Here is a 23,206-nt window from a genome sequence, read left to right as displayed (position 1 = left end):
CGCTGGATCCACACCCAATCAGAGGCACTGGGAAGATCGCTGCGCGCTCCACCCACGTGTGCGCACATTTCCAGAGCCGCATCACTGAAGCCATCGACCTGCCCACCCGGGAGCGCGGGCCGGGCGACGGCGACGCTCGCCAGCGTCGTGACCGAGCATCCGGCTCTCGTCACTGCGGCACTCGCGCCTACCCCAACACTTCGCCGAGCAGCGCGAGCACGGCGCGCTTCGAGGGGCGCGCTTCGTCCCGCGGTGAGAGGCAGACGTCGGCCACGCACAGACGACAGCCGTCGTCTCGCTCGCACGCTGCGCCTCCGCCGCACTCCCGCGCGATCTCTCGGCTCCAGAACAGCACGTGGCGCAGCACCTCGCTGGTCACTACGCGAGCGAAGCCGACCTCTCCCGGATGGCGATCGACCAACACCAGCGCGGGATCGTCCCCTCCGCGCCAGGTCACGTCGAGGTCGTCCTCGGCGTGACGCACGAAGGCCGGCAGCGTGGCGCGCACCAGGTGCTCGAGGGCGTGCAACGCCTCGGGGCGCGCACCCGGCAGGTGGAGCGCCGCGACCCTGGTGGGAAAGCGCACCTCGATGGGCTTCGGATAGGACAGCTCGTCGGCGCTCGCGCGCGCTTCGTGGGCGATGCGGACACCGAGGACGGTCTCCACGAGGTCGACGCGCGGCTGGTGGAAGCGCACACTCGAGCCCCCGCCCAGGTGAAGCTCGTTGCCCTGCCCGGACAGCTCGAAGGCGAGCCGGCGCACCCGGGAGGTGACCAGACGCCGGCGCTCGGGCTCCGCGTAGAGCAGGCCGCGCTCGAGCTCGGGTTGCTCGTCGGGCAGGAGCACCCGGTAGCGCCGCCCGCCGACGATCGACACCCTTCCGGGATAGGCCACGGCGGCGATGCGCGCGCGGTCCGTGCAGAGGACGACCTCACCGTCGGCGCGATCGACCAGGGTCCCAGTGTCCGTGCTCGCCGCGAGCGTGCTGCCACGCGACGCGAGCTCGGACCTGAGCGCCAGCTCCTGGTCCTCCCGAACCGTGCCGTCGGTGCAGAGGAGGCGACGCCGGCGGTTCGTCACCCCCGCCGCTCCTCCGGCCTCGACCAGACGCGCCACCGCTTGGGCCGGGAAGTCCCGCAGGGCCTCGCTGGCGAGGAGCGGGGCCTCCGCCACGGCGCAGCGCAGGTGTCGTTCGGCGAGCTCGAGGTTGTCCGGCGTCGCCACCAGGCTCGAGCCGAGACCGAGCATCGGGTGCAGCGACTGCGGGTGCAGCCACACGGGGTGCCGCCCGAGGAGTTGGCTCATCGGATCCGGATCCGGGATCCAGATGTCCACCATGCGATCGGCGCGCACCACCAGCGCCGGCGCCTCGCTCGCCTCGTCGGTCTCCTCGGCCTCGTCCTCTTCGTCCTTCTTGCTCGCCTCCGGTTCGGGCTTCGCCTCGGCCTTGGGCTTCTCGAAGCCGCCGAACGGCAGCTCGACCTCGGTGGGTCCGGCGCGGCGCGCTCCGACCTCCTCGGCGGCCGCGCTGAACACGCCGATGGCGCTCCGGCCCGCGTGACGGGTGAAGAAACCGAGCATCGCCGCCTTCCCGGCCGAGAGCCGAGTGACGAGGGCCTCGGCCGAGTCCAGGCGCAGCTGGGAGTCGTCGCCGGGGTTGATCACCGCCTTGCCCCAGGTGAGAAGGACGCGGTTCACCTGCTGCTCCTGCTCGAAGCTCGAGAGCACCGAGCCGAAGCCCCAGCTCTCGGCGGCGTAGCCGCAGGCGATGGCGACGCCCCGCGCGGCGACCGCGGGGTGGAGCTCCGCCGCGGCCTGGGGCCGCGCCACCAGCACCTGCTGCGGCGGCGCGCCGCGGCTGTCGGATTCGGGCCCCACCACCGAGAGCGACGCGCCCATCAGGCGCTCGCAGAAGCCGAGCACGTCCGGACCGTAGGGCGCCACCGTGCACAGCACCCTCGGCTTGCCACCCTCGAGCGCTGCGGCGCGGTGCAGACGCCGCATCACATACATGAGGTTCGCGCCGGTCGCGCCCGCGTAGCGATCGAGGTCGATGGCCACGACCAGAGAGAGCCCCCAGAGGAATGCGTCCCACTCCTGGCGCTTGGCGCAGAGATCTTGGTGCAGCTCCTCCGGCGTCGCGAACACGATCTGCGGCTGGCGCGCCCGGAGGTCGAGGCCGCGGCGCCCCGAGCTGGCCAGATCGTGGAGGTGAATGGCCCAGCGCCAGCCCGAGCGCCGGGCGATCTCGCGGAAGGCGCTGGCGCGCCGCGCGCTCTCGGCGGCGTCCGGCGACAGGTACAGCACGCTGCCGCCCTCGAGCAGCACCGCGCGCATCGCGAGCAGATCGCAGAGCGTACGGCGCCCGCTCGCCGGCGCCGTCTCCATCAGCACGTTCTTGCCGCCCAGGATGGCCTCGACCGCCGCCTCCTGGTGAACGTAGAAGCCCTCGATGCCGAGCTCTTCGATCACGTCGCCGAGCATTGCGCTCTCCTCCGCGACGCGAGTGCGTGCGGCGCGGTGCTCGCCGTTGCCCGGCAGAAATCCCCCGTCCCGCACCTCCAGGCGAGGCCCGCGCGGATCGGCGGAGAGCGCCCTCACCAGCTGCTCGGAGTCGCGGACGCCGGCCTCGAGCGCGGGCACTGCGGCCTTCTTCCTCGCCTTCTCCTCCGGCGGCTTCGGAGGCAGGACCAGGTTCAAGGCCACGCCTTCGATCACGATGGCGAGGACCGCCCAGACGGGCGGCGCGATGGCGCCGGTCACCGCCGCCGGCAAGCTCAGGTACTGTACCCAGCGCAGGAACCTGAGGAGCGGCTTGTTCCAGGCGTAGAAGCGCGCCTCGGCGGCGCCGGCCTCGATGTGCCCGGCGAGCCTGTAGAAGCGCTCCGCGTAGGACGTGCCGAGCTCAGCCTCGACCTCACGCGCGACGCCGCCGTCCCCGCGCGTGAGGCCCAGGAGCCACGCGGTGACCAGCGCCACCAGCACGAACACGGAGTAGAGCAGCATGTACGCGATGCCCAGCACCACCGGATGCCGGTGCGCGCCGAGCTTCTCGATGGGAACGCCCTCCGCGCCCGTCAGCCACTCGACGAGCGCCTGCTCGAACGAGCGGCCCGTCGCCGCGAGGTAGGCGAGCAGCGCGCAGAACCCGAGCGCAGTGAGGAGCGCCGCGAACAAGAGGACCGGACCGGGCGACAGGCGCTTCGATCGCTCCCGGAGCGCTGCGAGCACGCGCCGGCCCACGAAGGTGGCGATGGCGAGCGTCAGCGCGGTCTGGAGCACCGTGCCGAGCAGCGGCGAGAACGTGTAGAGCCTGACCAAGAGGTCGAAGAGCTTGCTCATGGCGCCGCCTCCGCGAGCACGACGATGCTCGAACGGGTCAGGGCGGTGCGCACGGTCACCAGGTGCACGCGATCGGCGTCGGCGTGCGGGAGGGGCTCGGGCAGGGAGCGCAGGGCGTCGCGCGCAGCGGCCAGCGGCCCCATGGCCCACTCGGGCGCGAACAGGTAGCTCCGCTCCGCGCTGCTCTCGTCGAAGCCGCGGATCTCGAGCGGCACCCCGAGCTTGCCGGATAGCTCGCGCACGAACTCGACCACCGAAGGACCGGCGTGCTCTTCGAGCACGCTCCCCGACGGCTGGACGTGGGGCTCCACCACCGCCACCAGGTTCTCCGGCAGGAGGTAGGCCGGCACCTCGCCTTCGCCGGCGCCGGTGTCGGCGAGCGACTGCTCGAAGAGCCTCTCGGCGAGATCGGCGGCGGGGCGCACGGCTCGATAGGTCGAGGTCAGGAGCTCCGGCGAGACGCGGGTGCGATACAGGAGATCACCGCCCTCGCCGCCGGAGCGCTCCGCCTCCACGCGGCGCGCCTCGGCGCCGAGCTCCCGGCTCAGGCGCGCGAGCGCGGCGCTGATGCCGGTGAGGCGATCGATCTCGCGCGAAGCGGCGTCCTTCAGCCGCGACAGGCCGCGCAGCGCCCAGGCTCGCATCACGAAGCGCAGCCGGGCTTCGTAGTACCCCAAGATGGACGGCGCGACGGCGTCGGTCAGGAAGCGGGTGACCGCGGCCTCGAGCGAGTCCCGCGCGGCGAGCAGCGCCTCGTGGCGCTTCTTCCGGTAGCGGCTGAGCCAGAACCCGAGGCCCGCACCGATGGCGATGAGGAGCCAGGCAAACACCCAGGGCAGCTCGACCAGGTACGCGGCCGGCCCGGTCACCGCGATGCTGCTCGCCGAAGGCTCGAGGGTCGTGAGCGGCACGCGGCGCCAGAGGAGCGCGACCAGCACCCACTTCGGCAAGAACGAGAGCAGCGCAGCGGCGACCAGCGCCCCGAGCGCGCCGAAGACCCACAGGCGCACGGGGCGCGGCCGGAGCGTGCTCTCCTCGCGCAGCGCGCGGAAGGCTGCCTCCACCGCGTCGGGTTTCGGAAACGGCGGCAGCCGCTCGCCCCGCAGCTGCTTCTCGAGGCTGCGCGTCTCGCGCTCGGCGCGGGCGTGGAGCTGCTCCGCCAGCCGGAGCGCCGCCGCCCAGCCGTGGGGACCGGAGCGCTCCAGCTCCCGAATGGCGCTCCGTGCGTCGTCGAGCAGGCGCCGCGAGAGCGCTTGCCCGCGCTCGTCCGCGACCCGGCTGAGCTCGTCCATCTCCGAGTCGTCGAGCCGGCGCACCAGCGAGTCTACGTTGCTCTCCAGCGCCTCGTACCAACCCCAGCCGTAGCTCAAATCGCGGATCTGCTCCGGCGTGTGGTGCCAATCGATGCCGGGGTAGTCGATGTGGGGCGCCTGCGCGCGCAGGAGCTCGATCAGATCGCCGCCGGAGTCGTGCTTCTGGATGGAGCTCTCGAGATCCGCCGCCGCGGGCACGAGCCGGTGCGCGCGCGCGGCACCGGCGGCCGCCCCCGTGCTCGGGACCTCCCGCATGCTCTCCACGAGATCGGCGGCGCCTTGGGCGACGCAGTAGCGCTCCAGGCACAGCTCCAGCGTGGCGCAGCCGAACGAGGCGAACACGCGCCGATCCCGCAGCTGCTCCGGAGGCCCGCGCAAGAACCCGCGGATGGGCTCCTCTTGCCGGAGCGAGGAGCGCAAGAGGAGCGAGAGGAAGCTCACCACCGTGCTGGTCAGCTCCGCCTGCGAGAGCTCGTAGCGGCTCGTCTGCTGCTCCACCACGAACACCCGCGGCACGGGCGGCGGGACCTGACCCCCGGCCGGCCCGCCCGCGAACGCCTCGGCCTCGATGCGTCCGAGCGCTCGCGCGGCGCCGGTGGGGCTCTGCCCCGAGCGCGAGCCAGTGAGCGCCAGCACCGGTGACAGCGTGAGGTTCGGTTGATCGTGGCCGCCGAAGATGTGGCTGAAGCGCTTCTCGAGCCGCTGCCCCAGCTCGCGCACCAGATCGGGGACCCCCTCGGCCACCTCCGGCTCGCCGAGGTCGGCGACCACGAACAAATCGAGCGCCGGACGCCGGTCGTCGCCGGGCTCCCGGCTCTCGATCAGCCCGGACAGCCCGAGCAAGCTCTCCGCGCTCTCGACCGCGCGCGCAACGTGCTCCCCCGCGGGCTTCGCAGCGTCGGCTTCGAGCAGGATCGTGCGTGCGTCCGACAGCGGGCGCAGGCGCTCCACGACTTCGCAGCCGAACGTCCCGAGACCGAGGACGATGGTGGGGCTCGCAACCCGGCTCAAGACGCCACTTACATCTTCGAGAGCAGCGCGTCGAGCGCCTGCTCGGCGGCGGCGAGCTCTTGCTCGACGAACGCCTGCTCTTTGCCCTCGAGCTGTAGCCTCAGGCGCTTGAGCTCCTCAACGTGAGCGCCCACCAGGCTCTTGGCGCCGTCGCGGTCGCGGTCGTCCACGAACTTCTTCTGCCGCTCGTCGATGACCTGCACCAACCACTCGCGGATGGCGAGCTTGGCGTCGCTGAAGCGCGCGAAGGCCGCGTCGCGGAACTTGCCCAGCGTGCGGTCCCGATCCGGGATGTCGTCGTTGGCGAAGCGGAGCTCGCCCTCCGGAGTCCGGGTCACGAGCGCGAAGCACTGCGCCCACACGAACGACACGAGCTCCTCCGCAGCCCGCGTGGTCCGCACCTGATCGCGCTGCTCGAGCCAGGCCTTGCGGCCGTGATTGGCGACCACGGCCTTCGGCGCGACGTCCGCCAGGCACGCGAACTCGTCCGGCGCGCCCTCCCAGCGTTTGTCGATGTGGAGCGGGATGTCGGGGACCTTCCGCCCCTCGCAGTGCTCGGCGTGGGAGGCGGCGTGCTTCGGCTGGAAGGGCAGATCCCGCCAGCGGTAGACCTTGCCGCGCGACAGCTCGTCCCGCTTCACGTCGTGGTAGCGGTCGTAGTGGTCGTCCATGCTCTCGAGCCGGTAGAGCGGCATGCCGAGCTCGCTCCAGTAGAACGTGACCCGCTTGGGGTCGTCGGTGCGCAGCACGTCTCCGCCCTTGATGGGGAAGCGCTCGTTCTCGAGCAGCGCCGCCGCCAGGCGCGCGTCGTCCAGGTAGGTCGGGTGGGACGAAACGTAGCGCTTGGGCTCGATGCCCGTCGCGCGCTCCTCGCGACGGAGACGTAGGAAGGGCGCGCACTTCTTGGCCGCGAAGTGCACCTTGTGCCGGATGTAGTCGTCGATCTGGGCGGTCGTGACCGACTCCATCGCGATCTCCCAGTCTTGCCGGTGGGCGCGGAAGCTGTGGCTCGCGGCGTCCCCGTGGTGCTTGCGCAGCTTGGCCCAGGCCAGGGACAGGCGCGCCTCCTCCTGCAATGCGGACGAGAGCTCGAGGCCCATCTCGTCCAGACCGCGCGGCTCGTCCTTGCCGAGGATGCGCTCGCGCCAGGTCTGGCTGCCGATCTCGACCAGCGCCTCGCTCACGGCGGCGCTCATGTGGCGAGCGTGCTGCACCGTCGAATACGCCTTCTGCACGGCAGGGAAGATCTTGCTCGGATCGTAGTCCGCGGCCGGGTTCTCCCGGCGCTCGAACACCCAGTGCCACATGCGGAATGCGCTCGGGTCCTCGAAGTTCTGGTAGAGCTCGACGTCGAGCACGTGGTCGTTGGAGAGCCCGCCCTCGTCGCGGCGCACGCCGTAGCGGCGCAGCTCGTCCGCCGCCGCCTCGAGCTTGGCGCGGATGTTGGTGAGCTCGGCGAACAGCGTGCCCAGCCGGTCCTTGCGCGTCTCGAGGGCGCGCAAGAGGTCCTCGCACAAATCCACGACGCCGGACGCCCCGAGGCGCGTGGCGTCGGGTCCTTCCATGGAGTTCCGGTACCAGGCCATGAACTCGGGCACGACCTCGCGCCCGTAGTCGTTGCCGCGCACGTATTCGATCACGGTCTTCGGCGCCGCGTCGGTCAGGCGCTGCACCCACTGCATGTACCCCGCGTCGAGCCCGCGCAGCACCTGCTCCGCCGCGGTCTCCGCGGCCCGAGCGCGCGCCTGCCGCTCGCGGAGCGCGGCGGCGACGCGGATCAGGAACAGGCGCTCGAAGATCGGCCCCTTGTCGCCGAGTAGCTGGCCGAAGCTGTGCTCGTGCTGATCGCCCTCCACCTCTTTGGCGATGAAGCCGGCCTCCTGATCGATCTTCACGCGCGCGTCGGCCGCCGCCTTCTTCCAGGCCTCCAGGCGCTTGGGCATCTCGATGCGCACGCTCTCGGGATCCTCGTCGTACTCGAGCAGCTTCTCCTCGTTCCAGCGCGGCAGCACGATGTGCCGCTCCAGGCGCTTCACGAGCTCCGTGTCCAGGCTGCGCAGGAAGCGGTCCACCGCGCCTTGCAGCTCGGGGTTGCCGTCGCAGCCGTCCACGATGCGGCGGTAGAACCCGCCGGTCTCCCCGGGCAGGTTCGCCCTGGCGAGCAGCGAGCGCACGAACTCCTGATCGCGCCGCTCGCGATCGCTGTGGGACGTGGCCTCCGGCTCGGCCTCCGCCGGCAGCGCGAAGGTGTTGTTCAGCGCCTCGACGGCGAAGCGGTGCGCGCAGTAGGAGAGGATGTCGTCGTCCGGGACGGCCAGCACGCTGAGGCCGAAGCTGCCGTAGCGCTTGGTGTACTTCTGGTGGTCGGTGACCCCCATCTCCCGCTCGTCGTTGTCCGCGGTGGACGACTGCCGCCCCAGGATGTCGCTGAAGATCTGGGAGTAGGCGCTGTCGGCGATGGCCTGAAACACCTGCCGCGTGTCGGTGATCACCTCGCGCCCCGCGCCGATGTCGTCCACCAGGTAGATCTGGTCGAAGGCGCGGCGCCGCACGACCTGACGCTCCTTGGCCCGGGGGTCGTACTGGAACTCGACGGGCTCGTCGTCGCTCGCGGCCTGCATGTGCTCGAGCTCCATCAGCGCCGCGTAGCCGTTGGCCATGATCTTGTCGAGCTGCTGCGCCGGCAGGCCGGCGCGGCGGAACACGGCGGGCAAGACCAGCGTGCTCACCATGATCGGGCGGGCGTGCTCGCGGAACAGGTCGAACAGCACGTGCGCGATGGGCAGGAACGCGCCGCTGCCGGTGCCCCCGGCGAGGCTCGCGTAGATGTGCACCATCGGCGCCTTGTCCTGATCGCGGAAGCGCGAGTCGATGCCGTAGGAGCGGCCCACCGCCTGCTCGAGCGCGGCGAAGACCTCGGGCTTGAACTTCAGGGTGAAGTAGGTCGAGAGCCGCGACTCGATGCGGATCTGACCCGCGCCGGCCCCGGCCACGTCCCGCGGCAGGTAATACTCCGGCCACCAGGAGGTGAACAACGGATCCTCCGGGGCGCCGCGCTCGCCGAAGGCGTGGGCCACGAACGCGCGTTTGTCGAAGTTCGAGATCGGCACGCGAACGTCCACGCTCTCGGCCTGCTTCAGCTCGTGCTGATCGGTGTCGAAGGCGAAGAAGTGAACGAGGTCCGCGTAGCGCGCGTACTCTTCCTTGCGTCGCTTGAGCTTGCGCGCGATCTCGTTGACGATCTTGCTGCCACAGCCGCCGAGCCCGATGAACAGGTGCGGCGGGATCTTCATCTTCTGGATCATTCGACTCCCCGCTCGAAGGTGAGAGCGGGCAGCTTACCGCGACCTTCCGCGGCTCGATGCCAGAAAACACCTCAAGAACGGGTCAGCCAGACCTCGTAGCGATCTCCGAGTCGATAGCGCTGCTCCCAGCTGCCGCGGAAGGGCTGCCGCTTCTCGGTCGCGGGCTCGATGCCCAGCTCGGTGACGGCTGCGCCCTCGGGGCGCACCTCGAAGCCCGAGCCGGTGGCCACGAAGGACACCAGGGGCTTGGCCTTCTTGCCGAGCGGGAAGCGGAAGCGCGCGCTGCGGTAGGCGCCCCGCCGGGCGTGGCGCTTGATCAGCGAGTCGCTCTCGAACGGCTCGCCCACCTCCATGTGGTGGATGCGCGCCTTGGGCGGGAACTTCGCGGCGAGCGCGCGGCCCAAGAGCCAGAGCAAGAGCCACAGCACGCCGAGGCCGAGCCCGAGCTGCCAGCGGTACTCGCGAAGCCAGCGCCCGAGCGTCCACGCGCGCAGCGTGCCGTCCACGGGTGCGGTCCAGCGCACGCCGGCGCTGACCAGCCCTTGCTGCTCGGCGGAGACGACGGCGGCGAGCTCGCCGCGATAGCGGCGATCGGTGCCGCGCAAGCTCTCGGGCTCCGCGAAGCTGAAGCTCAGCACCTGCTCGCGCCGCTCGGGCCCGAAGGCGAGCGTCGGCGGCTCGACCCGAAGATCCTTGCGGGCGTCCTCCGGCAGCACCAGGTCGAGCCGGACGTCCGCGGGCAGCTTGGCGGGAGCGACGACCCGCGCCGTGACGCGCGCGACCACGCCGGGCTCGGCCATGGTGTCGAAGGCGAGCGGCGTCAGCTCCACGGCGAGCGGGATCTGGTGGATGACGCGCACCTCGAGCTTCACCGGCTCGACCTGCAAGAAGCCCTCTTCGTGCTCGGCGCGCGCCGAGAGCACGTAGGGCGCGGCGCGCGGCGCCAGCTTGCCGAAGTCGAAGGCGGCCGTTTCGCGACCAGCGGCAGGCAGCGCGCGGGGCGGCGAGCCGGCGAGCTCGACGTGGAACGTCACCTTGCCGAGGTAGCTCGGATCGCGCGCCACCGGCTTGCCTTGCCCGCTGCGCAGCGCGACCAGCCCCGAGAGCGACGCCGTCTCCGGCACGACGGCGGGGAGCTTCTCGATGCGGAGCGAGGTGCCCACGTCGGCGATGGCCCAGACGGCGAGCGGGCCCTTGCTCGACGTCGGCCGCAGCTCGATCACCCCCGGATCGGGCTTGCCGAGCCAGACCACGGCGTAGCCGCGCGGTCGCTTGCCGCGCTCGAGGCGCAGCGTCGGGCCCGAGACCTGATTCGCCGGCTTGCCGAACGGCAGCTTCGTGCCGCCCCGAGTGACCTCGACGCCGCCGCTCGGATCGTCCACGCGCGCCACCAGGTGGAGCTGCTCGGCGTCGGGCGGGACGTCGATGCTGACGACGCCGGCCGGCGCCGGCTTGAACACCGGGGCGCCGACCAGCGTCGCGAACACGTCGGTGAAGAGCTCGGGCACGCGATCGGCGCTGGTGGCGGCGAGGAAGCGCCCGCCGGTGCGCTTGGCCACCTCGTCGAGCAGCGCGCGCGAGCGCTTCGCCTTGTCGAAGGCGCCGCCGAGCCCGACCACGAAGACCTTGGCGTGCGCCGCCGAGAGCCGCGATGCCGCGTCGAGGACGCCCTTCTCGAAGCGAGCTCGGTCCTCGTCGGCGAGCTTCGGGTTCTCGAAGCGCGTGGCCGGGGTGCAGCCTTCGGCGGGATCCTTCGCGGGGTGGTACTCACCGTCGGTGAGGAACACGACCAGGCGCCGCTCGCCCGCCGGCTGCGGACCCGACAGCTCCGCCGCCGCAGCGCCCAGGCCGCTGGCGTAGTCGGTACACTTGTCCGCGGGCACCACGCCGTCGAGGGCCTTCTGGAGCGCGTCGTGCGCGTCGCCGCCGGCGCTCAGGATCTTCTTGGCTCCACTGCCGAAGCTGACCAGCGTCACCTTGTCGCGCGCGTCGGTCAGATCCGAGAGCAAGCGGGCGGCGAGCCGGGCCAGGTAGTCGGGGTCGTTGTCGCGCATGCTGAGCGACACGTCGAGCACCACGACTACGTTCAGCCGTGTCGGCGGTGCCGCCCGCGCCGGCGCTGCGCCCAGCGCGACCAGGAAGGCTGCCGAGAGCAAGATGCGGAGCGCAGCCATCGACCTCGGTCGCCGAGGATAGCAGACACGACTCGCGCGCTGTCGAGAGCTTCCCGGCCGGAGGCACTCCACCGCACTCGACAAGACGTCGATGCCGAGCTCGCCGCCGTCCACAGTCAGAAACGCGACGTCGCCGGATCCCAGCTTGCCCTGCAAGATCTGCTCGGCCAGCGGCGTGCCGGACGCTACGGGCGAACCACCGTGGGTGGCGAGGAGGTCGCCGCCTTCGTCCCCTGCCGGCCGCGGATCCGCCCATGTTCGTCGACGACGCCTTGGGGGGCTCATCACCAGCACCTCGTCGATGCGGTTGTAGAACTCCGGCGCCAACGTGGCCCGCGCCGCCGCCGTCACCCGCTTCTCGCCCTCGTTCGTGTCCGGCGCGCTCTCGGCGCCGAAGCCGACCTTGCGCTTGGGCGCGCTCCCCGCCTCGCCCGCACCGAGGTTCTAGGTCATCAGGATCACGGTGTTGGGAGCGCAGCTCGGCCGCGGTGAAACACCTGAACGGCAAGGCTCGCGCGCAGCCGAGCCAAAGAAGGTCTCCACCGCCACCGCGAAGAGCTCGGCTTCGTCTTCGCCCGCGTATTCCCGGAGCACCTCGCGCTCCCGCCGCACCGCGGCGAGCCTGCGGTGAACGAGGATCGCTCGCCGTGGCCAGGCCCTCATGCCGAAACGAGGCGCGCGACGTGCCTGCTCCACCAGCCGCATGGTCTCGCAGCGGCCGAAGAACCAGCAGCCGACGAGATCACGCGAGAACGGAGGTCCATGTGCAAGCCCCCCTGTGACGTTGGAGTCAGCCGACCGTCTCTGTCCAGCGATCGCTCGCACAGAGTCGCCCCTTCCAGGCGAGCCGAACGTCATCATACGCTGACGTCCCACGGCGTCCAATCGCTGCGCCGCGGGCCCATCTCGACTACTCTGTCCCGGGGCAACCAGCGTTCGCGAGGCAGAAGCATGTTCGATCAGGTCGCTCGACAGGAGCTCAACGACGCAATCGCAGCGGCAGAGAAGGGACATCGCGGGGAGGTGCGCGTGCACGTCGAACGCACCTCCCCGCAGGGCACGACAGCGAGTGACCGCGCAGACCAATTGTTCGAGTCGTTCGGCATGCACCGCACACGAGAAGACACCGCCGTGCTGCTCTACGTTTCGTTCGACGAAGGTCGTTCCGCCGTGCACGCGGGCTCGGGGATTGGAGGCGCGACCACGCCAGAGTTCTGGAAGAGCGTGACCGCCGAGATTGACCGTGGCTTCTCGATCGGGGAGCCGCTTGCCGGGCTCTGCGCCGCGCTGGAGCAGATCGGGGATGTGCTCCGGAAGCATGCAGCGGGCGAGGACATCGCGGGCAACGAGTTGCCCGATCTCGTGACGAGCTCGTGAGGTAGGACGCGCGACGCGTCGCACTTCCCTTGGCAGCACACGACGTCGACACCGTACCCGCTCGCGCACCCGGCCGCGCAGGTGCGCCTGAACTCCGCCCGAAATTCTCGTTCGAGGAAGTTGATTTGTTCCCGCGCGGAGCAGGCAGCGAGCTCCGTCGCGATAGCGTGCGATCCATCATGCGCAACTCGTGGGACCGAGGCTGCGAGCCGACAGAGCAGGGAGAGCGGGTCGAGGTCGATGGCCGTGGTGCCGTCGGAGAACGCACGTTTCAGCAGGATGCGGACGAGCCCGCTGCCGAGCCGGCGCACACGGTCCTGGGCGAGCGGCGGGCACAGGACGTACTTGACGCGCTTCACGATGCCCGAAGGGGCGCGGAGCGTCTCGCGAGCGCGGGCGTCGCCGGCGGGAGCGGTGGTGGCGGCGTGCACGGAGAAGCCGTCCTCGCGGGCGGAGAGGCCGGAGACGGAGCGCTCGCCGTGCTCGGGCAACGCGATGGGGGGACGCTGGCGGTGCTCGGGCCCCGCGGGTGGGTTGCCGGTGACGGCGGCGGTGGCGAGGGCGGCGAGCTCCGGCTCGCGCTCGGCGAAGCCATCGTCGGCGAGGCGCGGGTCGGGACCGCGCTCGATGACGCCGCGCCGCTCGAGGAGCGAAAGGGCTGCGGCGCGACGGGCGCTCCTCTTTCTGTCCCTGACAGTGTCCGTCGCTTGCCTGGTGATGGCGCCGAAGGCGGCCCGCGCCAGAAGCAGACTCTGGCGGAGCATGCCAAGCTGGAGCCAAAGCAACGGGAAGCCCTGGCCCAGGTTCTCACCAATCTGCTGAGCAACGCGCTCGAGTTCTGCCCGCACGGCGGCCAGGTCGTGGTCCGTCTGGAGCGGGCACACCGTGGGCGAAGGGAGCACCTTTCACTTCACGATTCCGGCGGAGACGCACGCGCGTCCCGCACCGAAGTGAGGTCGTCGGGGCCTGCCGCGCTGGACCGGAGTCGAGAGACGAAGGAGCTAGGGCAGCCGGCGCTCGATGCCCTCCATCTTATCAAGCTTCTCCGCATTGGCCCGGCCAACGCCCTGGAGCTCGGGCGAGATGGACTCGTGGCTTGCGATGCGTTGCCACAGGTCGAATGCGGCGCGCCGCGCCCCGGGGAAGAGTGGAGCGTCAGCCGGGCTCGGCAGCGGTGGCTCGAAGGCCATGTCCGTTCCGTGGCCGTCGCGCGGCGCGTAGCGCATGGGGAGCATGTCGTAGGCTGGAGCGAGTGCGGTGACGCGTGTGCCCCGCATGAAGAGGCTCAGGTTGCCGAGGTGCATGTCGGTGTTGGCGATGAGGCCGCCGAAGAGCTCGAGCCAACGGATGGAATCGCGAATGCTCGCGTCGATGAGCCCCCGCGCGTGGAGGGCGTGCGCGCTGTCGCTCCAGCTCTGCAAGCGCCCCAGGAGCTGGGCGTCGAGCGCCAGAAACGAGATCAGGCCGCGCCGTCCGCCGCCTGGCAGCCTGTCGAAGCGTTCGACCTCCAGAAACATGCGGCCGTCGGCAACGACGAGCTCGGAGCTCGCTGCGCCCTGGCCGTGGTCGCGGAGCACTTCGTGGGCGATGTGCTCGCATACGAGGAGATCTGCGCTGCGCCGCGTCGTGGCATCGGTGATCCGGGGCGAGAACTTGACGAGCACGTCGACTGGCCCGGGCGTGCGCTGCGTGAGGAATTTCGGCTGTTCGCCGACCGCTGACGAGCCCGGCGTGCCCCCCTGAAGCGCAGCCTCGGCGAGGCGTGGGTACTCTCGTGCGCGGTCCGAGCGTGCCACGAGGCTCGGAGGGCTCTCGGTGTTGCGCAGGAAGAGTCGAAACGCCTCTTCACCGAGGATGAAGCTGCCCGACAGGTTCCAACCGAAACGTGTGAGGTAGCTCAGGCACTGGTCGGCAGACCACATTCGAACGTCCGCCGGAAGCTCGAGCTCGGGATGCTGCTTGGGCACGGAGCGTCCCAGGAATCCGGCGGGGCGCATGCCGTCGAGAAAATACGGCAGGTCGCCGTGGAACGCCTGCTCGACCTCGGTGACACGAGCTTCGACGAAGAAGCCGGTCGAGCCCTGCGCGTGCAGAACTGCGCATTCACGAGAGCCGCCCCGTTCGTCCACCTCGTAGATGACCACGCGATCGCCGACGCGTGGGATGCGGCGACGTGCTGCGTAGCGGGTCGCTCGCGCCTTTCCGACGACCAAGATCTCGTCGCTCACGGAGGCGATCAGTCGTGAGACCGCGGGTTGGCTCACGCGCAGATGCGCGAGCAGCTCTCTGGCGCTCGCTGGACCTCTACTCATCAGGTACCCGATGAGCTGTCGGCGCTTTTCCTCGGCATCCAATCGGGGCACGACAGAATGAATAGCAGAATTGATTTACACAAGCAATCTCAGTGTATTACATCATTCTGTGCTCAAGAATTGCATTGATTTGTGGAGCGTTTCTGGCCATGTGTCCTCACCCGTCAGTGGAGACGATCACGCGAAAGCGCGGCGCTCTGATCACGATGAGACTCGACGGAACGTGTCTCGTTCCATGGACTTCTTCATTCTGCGACCACGATCGAAGCGCGGCGCAAACCGAAGATCACTTCCAGTCGAAGGCGAGCGCTGAGGCGCCGGCGCCTCACTCCGCCGCGCTCGACAAGACGTCGATGCCGAGCTCGCCGCCGTCCACCGTCAGGAACGCGACGTCGCCGGAGCCGAGCTTGCCCTGCAAGATCTGCTCGGCCAGCGGCGCCTCGACCAGCCGGGCGATGGTGCGCTTCATGGGGCGCGCGCCCAGCGTCGGCTCGAACCCGCCGGCGTCGAGGAGCAAGTCGATGGCCGCGTCCTCGACTTCGAGCCGCACGCCGCGCTGGCGCTCGAGCGTGCGGCTCACGCCCTCGAGCAGGCGCCGGGCGATCTCGCGCACCTCGCTCCGGCCGAGGGGGCTCATCACCAGCACCTCGTCGATGCGGTTGTAGAGCTCCGGGGCCAGCGCGGCCCGCGCCGCCGCCGTCACCCGCTTCTCGACCTCGTTCGTGTCCGGCCCGCTCTCGGCGCCGAAGCCGACCTTGCGCTTGGGCGCGCTCCCCGCCTCGTTAGCACCGAGGTTCGAGGTCATCAGGATCACGGTGTTGGTGAAGTCCACCGTCCGGCCGCGCCCGTCCGTCAGCCGGCCCTCGTCGAACACCGCGAGGAAGCTCACCAGCACCTCGGGGTGGGCCTTCTCGATCTCGTCCAGGAGCACGACCTGGTAGGGGCGGCGGCGCACGGCCTCCGTCAGATAGCCGCCGGCGTCGTGCCCCACGTAGCCCGGCGGCGCGCCGATCAGCCGCGCGATCGAGTGCGGCTCGCTGAACTCCGACAGGTCGAGCCGCGTCATCGCGCCCTCGGAGTGGAACAGCACCTCCGCCACGGCCTTGGCCGTCTCGGTCTTTCCCACGCCGGTGGGTCCGAGCAGGAGGAACGTCCCGATGGGGCGCTTCGAGCCCAGGCCCGCGGCGTTCCGCCGCAAGATGCGCGCGATGCGCCGGATGGCCTCGGCGTGGCCGACCACCCGCTCGGCCACGATCTCCTCCAGGCGCAGGAAGCGATCGGCGTCGGTCTCGAGCAGGCGCTCGACCGGCATGTCGGCGAGCTCGGCGACCACCTCGGCGACGGCCTCCGGCGTGACCAGCTCCCCTCCCCGGCGTCGCGTGCGCGCGCCCGCGAGATCGACGATGCTCACCGCCTTGTCGGGCAGCGCCCGCCCCGGCAGGTAGCGCACGCTCCAGCCGATGGTGAGCGCGAGCGCCGCGGGGTCGTAGCCCACGTGATGGTGGAGCGAGAGCTTCTCGGAGAGCGCCTCCAGCACCAGGTAGGCGTCCTCGCGGCTCGGCTCGTCGATCTCGACCACGCTGAAGCGCCGCGCCAGGGCCGCGTCTCGCTCGATGATCTTCGCGTAGTCCTCCCGCGTCGTCGCGCCGATGCAGGGCAGCTCCCCCTTGGCGAGGGCCAGCTTGAGCTCGGCGCCGATCTCCTCGGCGGCGTCACCGGCGAAGAGCTGGTGGAGCTCGTCGAAGAACAGCACCACGCGGTTGCCGCTGGCGGCCACCTCTTTGCGCAGCGACCCGAGCCGCGACGCCAGCGCGCCGCGCACGCCCGTGCCGGCGATCAGCTCGCTCAGCGGGATCTCCACGATGATGCGGTCGTCGAGGGACAGCACCGAGTCGGCGTCGGCGATGCGCTGGGCGATGCCGCGCGCGACGCTGGTCTTGCCCACCCCCGCCACTCCGATCAGGCAGGGGTTGTTGCCGTGGCGCTTGGCCAGGACGTCCAGCGCCTGGTCGATCTCGACGCTCCTGCCGACCACCGGATCGAGCTCGTGGCGCGCCGCGGCCAGGGTCAGGTTCCTGCCGAGCCCGCACAGCGTGGGGAACTTCTGCGGATCCAGCGCGAAGCGCTCGCCTTCGGCGGGGCGCGCGCGCTTCTTCGGCGCCGCCCGGCGCTCGACGCTCGCCGGCTCCGGCGCGGGCGGCGGCGGCTCGCTCGGCATGTGTGGATCGCGCACCAAGGTCGCCGTGCCCTGCCGCGCCGGCTTCTTCTCGGAAGCTGGCGGAAACATCGGGATGGTGGTGCCGCTCGGCACCCGCGCCGCGGCACGAGCCTTCGGCTCCTCCTCGACGACCTCGCGGCGCGGCGCCGTGCGACGTCGCCCCACGAACCCGAGGCCCGCGCTCATCGCCGCGGCGCGGAGCCGGCCCAGGTCCACGCCGTGCTGATCCAGCGCGCGGTGCGCGGCCGTATGGCGATCGCTGACCAGCGCGATCAGGAGGTGCAGCCCACCGGCTTCGACGCCGCCCATGCGCGCCGCGATCTCCCGAGCTCGCTGGAGGGCGCTCCGGACCGCGTCGTTCTGGTCGTCGGTCGCCGCCCGCGCCGCCTTGAGCAGCGTCTCGTCGTTCAGGCGCCGCTCGTTCAAGAGATCCGCCGCGACGCTCGGGCGCGCCGCGATGGCCGCCAGGAGGTGGCAGGTGGTGACCCGTTCCTTGCGGCTCTGCGCCGACTCCTCCGCCTGTTTGCGCAGGGCGACCAGCTCCGGCTCGATACGAGGGCTCATGGGGACACGCGGGGGCCCTCCACTACTCCCAGCTCGCGGCCAAATCGGCCAACTTTTGGGCCCTGTGATAAGCGACGAGGGGAGCCCTTCCCAGTGCCGCCCGTTCCCACCTCCGAGCTGTTCCCCGCCTCCGTGCGCTCGGTGGTGGTCCGCCCGGGGATCCCGCTCGGGCTGGACCAGGGCTTCGCGACCGACGTCCGCGCGCTGATCTTCCGCCGCCTGCGCATCGCCGGCACGGTCTACGCGGCCGTCCACGGGCTGGCCTTGGCCGTCCTGGTGGCCTTCGGGGTCGGCCCGATCAAGGAGGCTGCGATCGCGCGGGCCGTAGCAGTGTCTTTCGCGCTGCTCTTCGCCGCGCTGAGCTACGTGGACAAACTCGAGCGCTGGGCCTTCTCGCTCTCGGTGGTGCTTACCATCGGCAACGCCGCCTACACCGTGCTACCCGTGCTGCGCTACGGCCTGGCCGGCGGCGCCGACGTGGGCACCCTGGTCCTGTTCGTCGTGTTCACGGGCTGGGCCTTCCCCTACACGCTGAAGCAGATCCTGAGCGTGCTCGGCGTGGTCCTCGCCATGTACCTGGCCGCCGGCCTGGCCCGCTTCCGCCCCGACGACGCCGGCTGGCTCGTCGAAGGCCTGTTCCTGGTCACCACCGCCGCGGTCATCACCTCCGTGGGCACCCACCTCGCCGATCAGCTCCGGCGCCGCGAGCACCGCGCCCGCTGGGAGCTCAGCCGCGAGCGCGAGGCCGCCGAGCAGCTCCTGCTCAACATTCTTCCCGAGTCCATCGTCGAGCAGCTCAAGCGCGAGCAGTCCGCCATCGCCGAGGGCTTCCTGGAGGCCACGGTGCTGTTCGTCGATCTGGTCGGCTTCACCCCGCTCAGCGCCAAGATGGCGCCGACCAAGCTGGTCGAGATGCTGAACGACATCTTCTCGAAGCTCGACGCGCTCACCGAGAAGTACGGCCTGGAGAAGATCAAGACCATCGGCGACGCCTACATGGCCGTGGCCGGCGTGCCCACGCCGCGCAAGGATCACGCCGTCGCCGTGGCTCAAATGGCCCTGGAGCTCCGCGACGTGGCCCAAGGTTTCCAAGCCCCGACCGGCGAGCCCATCCGCGTCCGCATCGGCATCAACAGCGGCCCCGTCGTGGCCGGCGTCATCGGCACCAAGAAGTTCTCCTACGACCTCTGGGGCGACACCGTGAACACCGCCGCGAGAATGGAGGCGCACGCGGAGCCGGGAACCATTCAGGTGACGGAGCGCACCTACGAGCGCCTGCGCACGCAGTTCCACTTCGAGCCGCGCGGGACGATAGAGGTGAAGGGCAAGGGCGAGATGAAGACCTATGTCTTGATCGGGCCGCGGGCGAGCCTCCGACCGCCGGCGAAGGCGTGAGCCGGCACAGCTCGCGAACGATTCCGGCTCGGAGTTGTCTGAGCGTGGTGGCGAGACTCCCATGTACCGGAACGCAGCAGACCTACTCCGTGCGCGCTTCTTCGCGCTCGCCGGCGAAGCAGAGCAACAGCGCTTGGAGCGACTCGAGCACGTTCACCATGCAGTGCGAGGGCGGCCGGCCGATGGACTGCGAGGACGGCCATGTGGTCAGCGGCCTTCGCTGTGCGGACGTGGGCCTCGAGTGTGGGCCCGACGCGTACGGCGACTACGTGAGCTGCTTCGGCGCGGGCGCGGGCTGCCAGACCAGCCATGCGGGCCCCGGCATGCTCGTCGGCACCGGCTGCGCGGCGAACACGCTGACGGCTTGCGTCGGCGAGCGGAGCCACAGCATCGCCTGCAGCGAGGTCGGAGCCGGCTTCACCTGCCAAACGGTGCCCGGCGCCTACGACACCGCGCACTTCTGCGGCATCGCCGCCGAGTGCAACCCGGACGACGAGGCCTGGGCCGACTCGACCTGCGACGGCAACAGCGTCGTCGTGTGCAACGCGGGCCGCATCGAGAAGGTCGACTGCCTGGCGCTCGGCTTCACGGGCTGCTCTCCCCAGTACGGGCGCTGCGTGCCCGGACCCTACTCCGAGATTTGATGGTGGTCGCTGGGACGGGACAGGAGACGACACTGGACCCAAGACGTAACGACTGGCAGCCTCGATGCGTGCGAGGGCACACGCGGACAACGCCGGCGGCAACGCTTGCCGCGCTTGCGCTCTGCGCCTGCTCGAGCTCCGCCACGGTGACCCTCCGCGACGGCCGGCGTGTGGAGGGGAGGATCCTCGAGAGCGATGCTCGGACGATTCGGGTCGACCAGTCGAGCATCGGCTTCAGCGAAGCGCCCATCGGGCGGGACGTGATCGTCGAGCTCGAGAGCGGCGAAGAGCTGACCGGGAAGCTCACTCCGGATACCCGAGTGGGAGGTTCGTCGACCTTTTACGGACGGATCGGATGGGAGCGCGTCTGTGTCGAACCCTCGGGCGGGTCAGCCCAGTGCGTGCAAGGAGACACGGTGATGTCGCTGAGGCTCGCACCGCTGGCGCTGAATCGGGGCGACATCTCGGACGTGAGCCATCCCGGGAGCGGCGAGATGGGCGTAGGCGTGGGCATCCTCGCATTCGGCGCGTTCCTTCTAGTTCCGCAATTGACCGAGGGCTGCGGCCGCGGGCCCACCGCGGCTGGCTGCGCAGCTTACCTTAGCGCTGCCGTGCTGCTGTTCGGAGTACCCGGCCTCGTTCTGACCACCGACGGTCTCATCACTCACCTCGGCTCCCGCTCACGCTTCGCACCCCCCGACGCTGCAGCGGTTCCGACCTCGAACCGGCGCGCGCGCGGAGTCGCGCTCAGCGTCGCCTTCTGAGCTCAGAGCACGCCGTCCAGCGTCGCCACGGTCTTGGACGCGACAAGCTCGGAACGCCGCGCCCCCTCCATCGGCGCGCGGCGCCGGCCCAAGGCAGCTTCCTCTTCAGCGTCCCGCATCCAGCCGAGCAACATCTTCCTTCGCGCAACGCCGGCGCGAGCACCGATTTGGAGGGGGCAGGCGGCCCGCAGCCGCGCGAAGCGCGGCGAGCAACGACCGGGGTTCCGGAGGCCAAGCGGCTCCACGAGGACGCGATCGGAATCTACCGGAAGAAGCACGGTCTGCTCTCAGGCGACGAGATCCGCGCCATCCGTGCGCAGTTCGATCTCAAGCAGAGCGACCTGGCGCGACTCCTGCGCCTCGGCGCGAACACGGTTTCCCGTTGGGAGTCCGGCCGCAACGTTCAGACGGCGGCGATGGACATCCTGCTGCGGCTGATCAGCGACTTGCCTGGCAGCGTCGCGTACCTGCGCGGCCGTGCGGCCTGAACCCCGGGACGCGGGACGCAGACTTCCCCTGCCGCAGCGAGGGCGTGATCAACGCCGGGATTGGTGGCCGAGCGACTCAGGGGCGGAACGCGAAAGCGCTGGCCGACACACCTGTCAGCTCCACGAGGGTGGGATTCGGGAAGTGCTCGGCCAACGTGAGCCAGCCGGAGTCCGCGTCGCGGAAGGCGAGGAGCGCGAGATCGGACGACCAGCTGAAGGTTGCCGTCGCGAAGGGGCCCGTCTTTGCGTCGAGCGCCGTGCCTTCCCATGCGGGGCTGGTCGCGACGCCGAGGACTGGATTGCCGAGGTGGGAGTACCAGGTCAAGCCGAGCTCGCCCTGAAACTCGCAGTCGCTGGGAGGCAGGTTCCCCGACGACAAAGCCTTGGGTGGCAGCGCCGGCGCCTGGAGATCGACGAGCGACAGCAGCGGCGCATCGAGCACAGCGAGAAAGCGACAGGGAGGCGACCAACACAACGGGGTTCCTGGGAGCGTGCCGAGCTTTTGGGGCGGGAAGAACTGGGTGTCGAGCAGCGTGTGTGCGAGCTCGCCGTAGGCGAAGAACGCGGCGCGCGTCCCATCGGGGGACACCATCAGCGTGCCCACCGATCCCGGGTGGACCACCACGGATTGAGCGGTGGCGGGAGCGTAGGCGACGAGCCCCGCCGCCCCGCCGTAGACGATGGCGGTGCCCTGCGTCGTCCACCCGAGGGACCAGAAAGACACCGGATCGCCGGAGATCTGACTGGAGCTGCCCGACGCCAGATTGCGGAGAAAGAAACCCGGGGAGGGCGCCTCCACGCCGTACGCCAGGAACTTCGAATCCGGCGACACCTTCAGCCCGACGACCGAGGAGCTGATGAGTGTCGCGCTGGGCGCCGTCGCTTCGGCGTCGGCGACCAAAAGCTGGTACGCGTTGCCGCTGGGTGCCAGGTAGAGCGCGTAGCGGCTGTCGGGGGACCAACCCGTGAAGGGATACGAGCTCGCGAGGAATGTCGGGCCCGTGACCTTGATCACGACCGGCTTGGCTCCGCTGAGATCGACGAGGGCTGGCGCCTGGGCCGTCCCCTCGTCCAGCAGGCAGGCGAGGCGCTTCGAGCTCTGCGCCGGGACGCAGCCATGAACGCCTGCGCCGGCGAGCTCGAGCGGGAGCACGGGCCCCGGGGTCGAGGCCGAGAAGTCGATCAAGGCGCTCCGCTTCCCGTAGAGCTCCGCCAACAGCCAGCGGCCGTCCTTCGTCCAGCGCAGATCGACGGCGCCCTCCTGGAGCGAGACCGGCGGCTTGCCGGGCGCGGCGACGTCGAGCAAGCGAAGCTCGGGTGTGCTCGATCCTGAGGTCACGTAGGCGAGCCATCTCGGTGCCGGCCCGGCGTCGGGGCCAGCCTCTGACCCTCCGCCCATGCCAGAGTCGCTCGCGTCCGCTTCCGCGGAGCGCACGGGCCCCGCCGGCTCGCAGGCGTTCCACGCGCCGCTCAGCGCGAGAAGCGCAGCGAATCGAGACCAGCCAGCCACGAGCCATTCTGACACGGCGGCCGGGCGATGGCCGGGGCTCCAAGCGGGAAGCGGCTCTCTCCCGGAGAGATGAGTGGGCTGAGGCATGGTACCGACATCGAGGTGCAGACCGAGCGACTCGAGGGCCTGCCCGTGCGCGACCCGTCCCGAGCCACGCCTGTCCAGGCTGATGCGACATTCGCTCACGTGAGCGTCGTCATGACCGGCTCCCGGCGTGTAGTCGCCTCGTGCGGGCGCTGCCCCGAGTGCAGCAGCCACGCCGCGAATCCCGCCGAGAGGGTCATGCACAGGGCGCTGCAAGCCAGGTCGGCCAGCGTTCCTGCGAGCGAGAAGTTGTTCGACGACGCGTACAGTCCGAAGTTGACCCCGGCCCAGAACAGGGTCCCCATGATCGCGCCAGCTCTCAGTCCTCCGCTCCAGTTCTTCGCCCCCGACCAGTGCACGACTGTCGTGATGAAGTAACCAAACGCCAGCGCCGACAACGCCAACGCCCACAGCACCATGTGGTCCGGGCCCTTGACCAGCTGGCGCTGGAACTCCTCCGTGCCGGCGGGGTGGGCAGCGAAGAACTGCTTGAGCAGGAGGAAGTAGACGAGCGAGTGCAGCGCGAGATTGACGAGTGACGTGAGCAGGCCGGTGAGGGCGAAGCGCGCTTTCATGCGGACCTCCGGACTTCCGTCGAGGGTTCACTGGGCGCGAGGGGCACGATTCGTGCCTTCCGAACCCGAGCACCGCGACCGTCCCGCGGATCGCCGGCGCACGCATGCAATATCGCGGATTATCTCTGC

The 23,206-nt window shown here is 70.4% G+C and carries 14 protein-coding genes; 5 read left to right on the top strand and 9 right to left on the bottom strand.

Annotation, left to right across the window (positions count from 1 at the left end):
• Positions 1 to 187 precede the first annotated feature (187 nt).
• The 5 genes from HS104_35605 to HS104_35585 all read right to left on the bottom strand — a co-directional run bounded on the left by HS104_35605 (position 188) and on the right by HS104_35585 (position 11,809).
• Complete coding sequence (locus HS104_35605; protein ID MBE7485280.1) at positions 188 to 3,343, bottom strand: DUF1998 domain-containing protein; 3,156 nt, start codon at positions 3,341 to 3,343, stop codon at positions 188 to 190.
• The gene (locus tag HS104_35600) at positions 3,340 to 5,667 is read right to left on the bottom strand and encodes a hypothetical protein (GenBank protein ID MBE7485279.1); all 2,328 of its coding nucleotides are present in this window, start codon (positions 5,665 to 5,667) and stop codon (positions 3,340 to 3,342) included. The genes HS104_35605 and HS104_35600 overlap by 4 nt, the downstream gene beginning before the upstream one ends.
• 8 nt (positions 5,668 to 5,675) lie before the next feature.
• Positions 5,676 to 8,972 (bottom strand): hypothetical protein, encoded by a 3,297-nt coding sequence (locus tag HS104_35595; protein MBE7485278.1) that lies wholly within the window; start codon positions 8,970 to 8,972, stop codon positions 5,676 to 5,678.
• A gap of 71 nt (positions 8,973 to 9,043) precedes the next feature.
• Positions 9,044 to 11,497 (bottom strand): VWA domain-containing protein, encoded by a 2,454-nt coding sequence (locus HS104_35590; protein ID MBE7485277.1) that lies wholly within the window; start codon positions 11,495 to 11,497, stop codon positions 9,044 to 9,046.
• Positions 11,498 to 11,590: 93 nt separating this feature from the next.
• Entirely contained in the window at positions 11,591 to 11,809 is a 219-nt protein-coding gene (locus HS104_35585) for a zinc-dependent peptidase (GenBank protein ID MBE7485276.1), read from the bottom strand.
• Positions 11,810 to 12,097: 288 nt separating this feature from the next.
• Between HS104_35585 and HS104_35580 the strand changes: the two genes are divergently transcribed.
• Entirely contained in the window at positions 12,098 to 12,523 is a 426-nt protein-coding gene (locus HS104_35580; GenBank protein ID MBE7485275.1) for a TPM domain-containing protein, read from the top strand.
• Positions 12,524 to 13,524: 1,001 nt separating this feature from the next.
• Here the strand turns inward: HS104_35580 and yjjJ are convergent.
• Positions 13,525 to 14,886 carry a type II toxin-antitoxin system HipA family toxin YjjJ gene (gene yjjJ / locus HS104_35575; GenBank protein MBE7485274.1) on the bottom strand — a complete coding sequence of 454 codons (1,362 nt, stop codon included), beginning with the start codon at positions 14,884 to 14,886 and terminating at the stop codon, positions 13,525 to 13,527.
• A 274-nt stretch (positions 14,887 to 15,160) separates the two neighbouring features.
• Positions 15,161 to 17,617: an ATP-dependent Clp protease ATP-binding subunit gene (locus tag HS104_35570; GenBank protein MBE7485273.1), complete on the bottom strand. Its 2,457-nt coding sequence runs from the start codon at positions 17,615 to 17,617 to the stop codon at positions 15,161 to 15,163.
• Between the two features lie 93 nt (positions 17,618 to 17,710).
• Here HS104_35570 and HS104_35565 point away from each other — a divergent pair, with 93 nt between their 5' ends.
• The 4 genes from HS104_35565 (at position 17,711) to HS104_35550 (ending at position 20,908) form a co-directional block, all read left to right on the top strand.
• Positions 17,711 to 19,012 carry an adenylate/guanylate cyclase domain-containing protein gene (locus HS104_35565; GenBank protein ID MBE7485272.1) on the top strand — a complete coding sequence of 434 codons (1,302 nt, stop codon included), beginning with the start codon at positions 17,711 to 17,713 and terminating at the stop codon, positions 19,010 to 19,012.
• Positions 19,013 to 19,059: 47 nt separating this feature from the next.
• Positions 19,060 to 19,656, top strand: a complete 597-nt coding sequence (locus tag HS104_35560; protein MBE7485271.1) for a hypothetical protein — start codon at positions 19,060 to 19,062, stop codon at positions 19,654 to 19,656.
• 260 nt (positions 19,657 to 19,916) lie between these two features.
• Positions 19,917 to 20,420, top strand: a complete 504-nt coding sequence (locus HS104_35555) for a hypothetical protein (protein MBE7485270.1) — start codon at positions 19,917 to 19,919, stop codon at positions 20,418 to 20,420.
• 167 nt (positions 20,421 to 20,587) lie between these two features.
• Positions 20,588 to 20,908 carry a helix-turn-helix domain-containing protein gene (locus HS104_35550; GenBank protein MBE7485269.1) on the top strand — a complete coding sequence of 107 codons (321 nt, stop codon included), beginning with the start codon at positions 20,588 to 20,590 and terminating at the stop codon, positions 20,906 to 20,908.
• 76 nt (positions 20,909 to 20,984) lie between these two features.
• On the opposite strand, the gene HS104_35545 is transcribed toward HS104_35550, so the two are convergent.
• Entirely contained in the window at positions 20,985 to 22,247 is a 1,263-nt protein-coding gene (locus HS104_35545) for a hypothetical protein (GenBank protein ID MBE7485268.1), read from the bottom strand.
• A 353-nt stretch (positions 22,248 to 22,600) separates the two neighbouring features.
• Positions 22,601 to 23,077: a hypothetical protein gene (locus HS104_35540; GenBank protein MBE7485267.1), complete on the bottom strand. Its 477-nt coding sequence runs from the start codon at positions 23,075 to 23,077 to the stop codon at positions 22,601 to 22,603.
• Positions 23,078 to 23,206: the final 129 nt, after the last annotated feature.

The organism is Polyangiaceae bacterium (genome assembly GCA_015075635.1).
Lineage (GTDB): Bacteria > Myxococcota_A > Polyangia > Polyangiales > Polyangiaceae > JADJKB01.
This window is presented reverse-complemented; position numbering and strand designations above follow the sequence as displayed.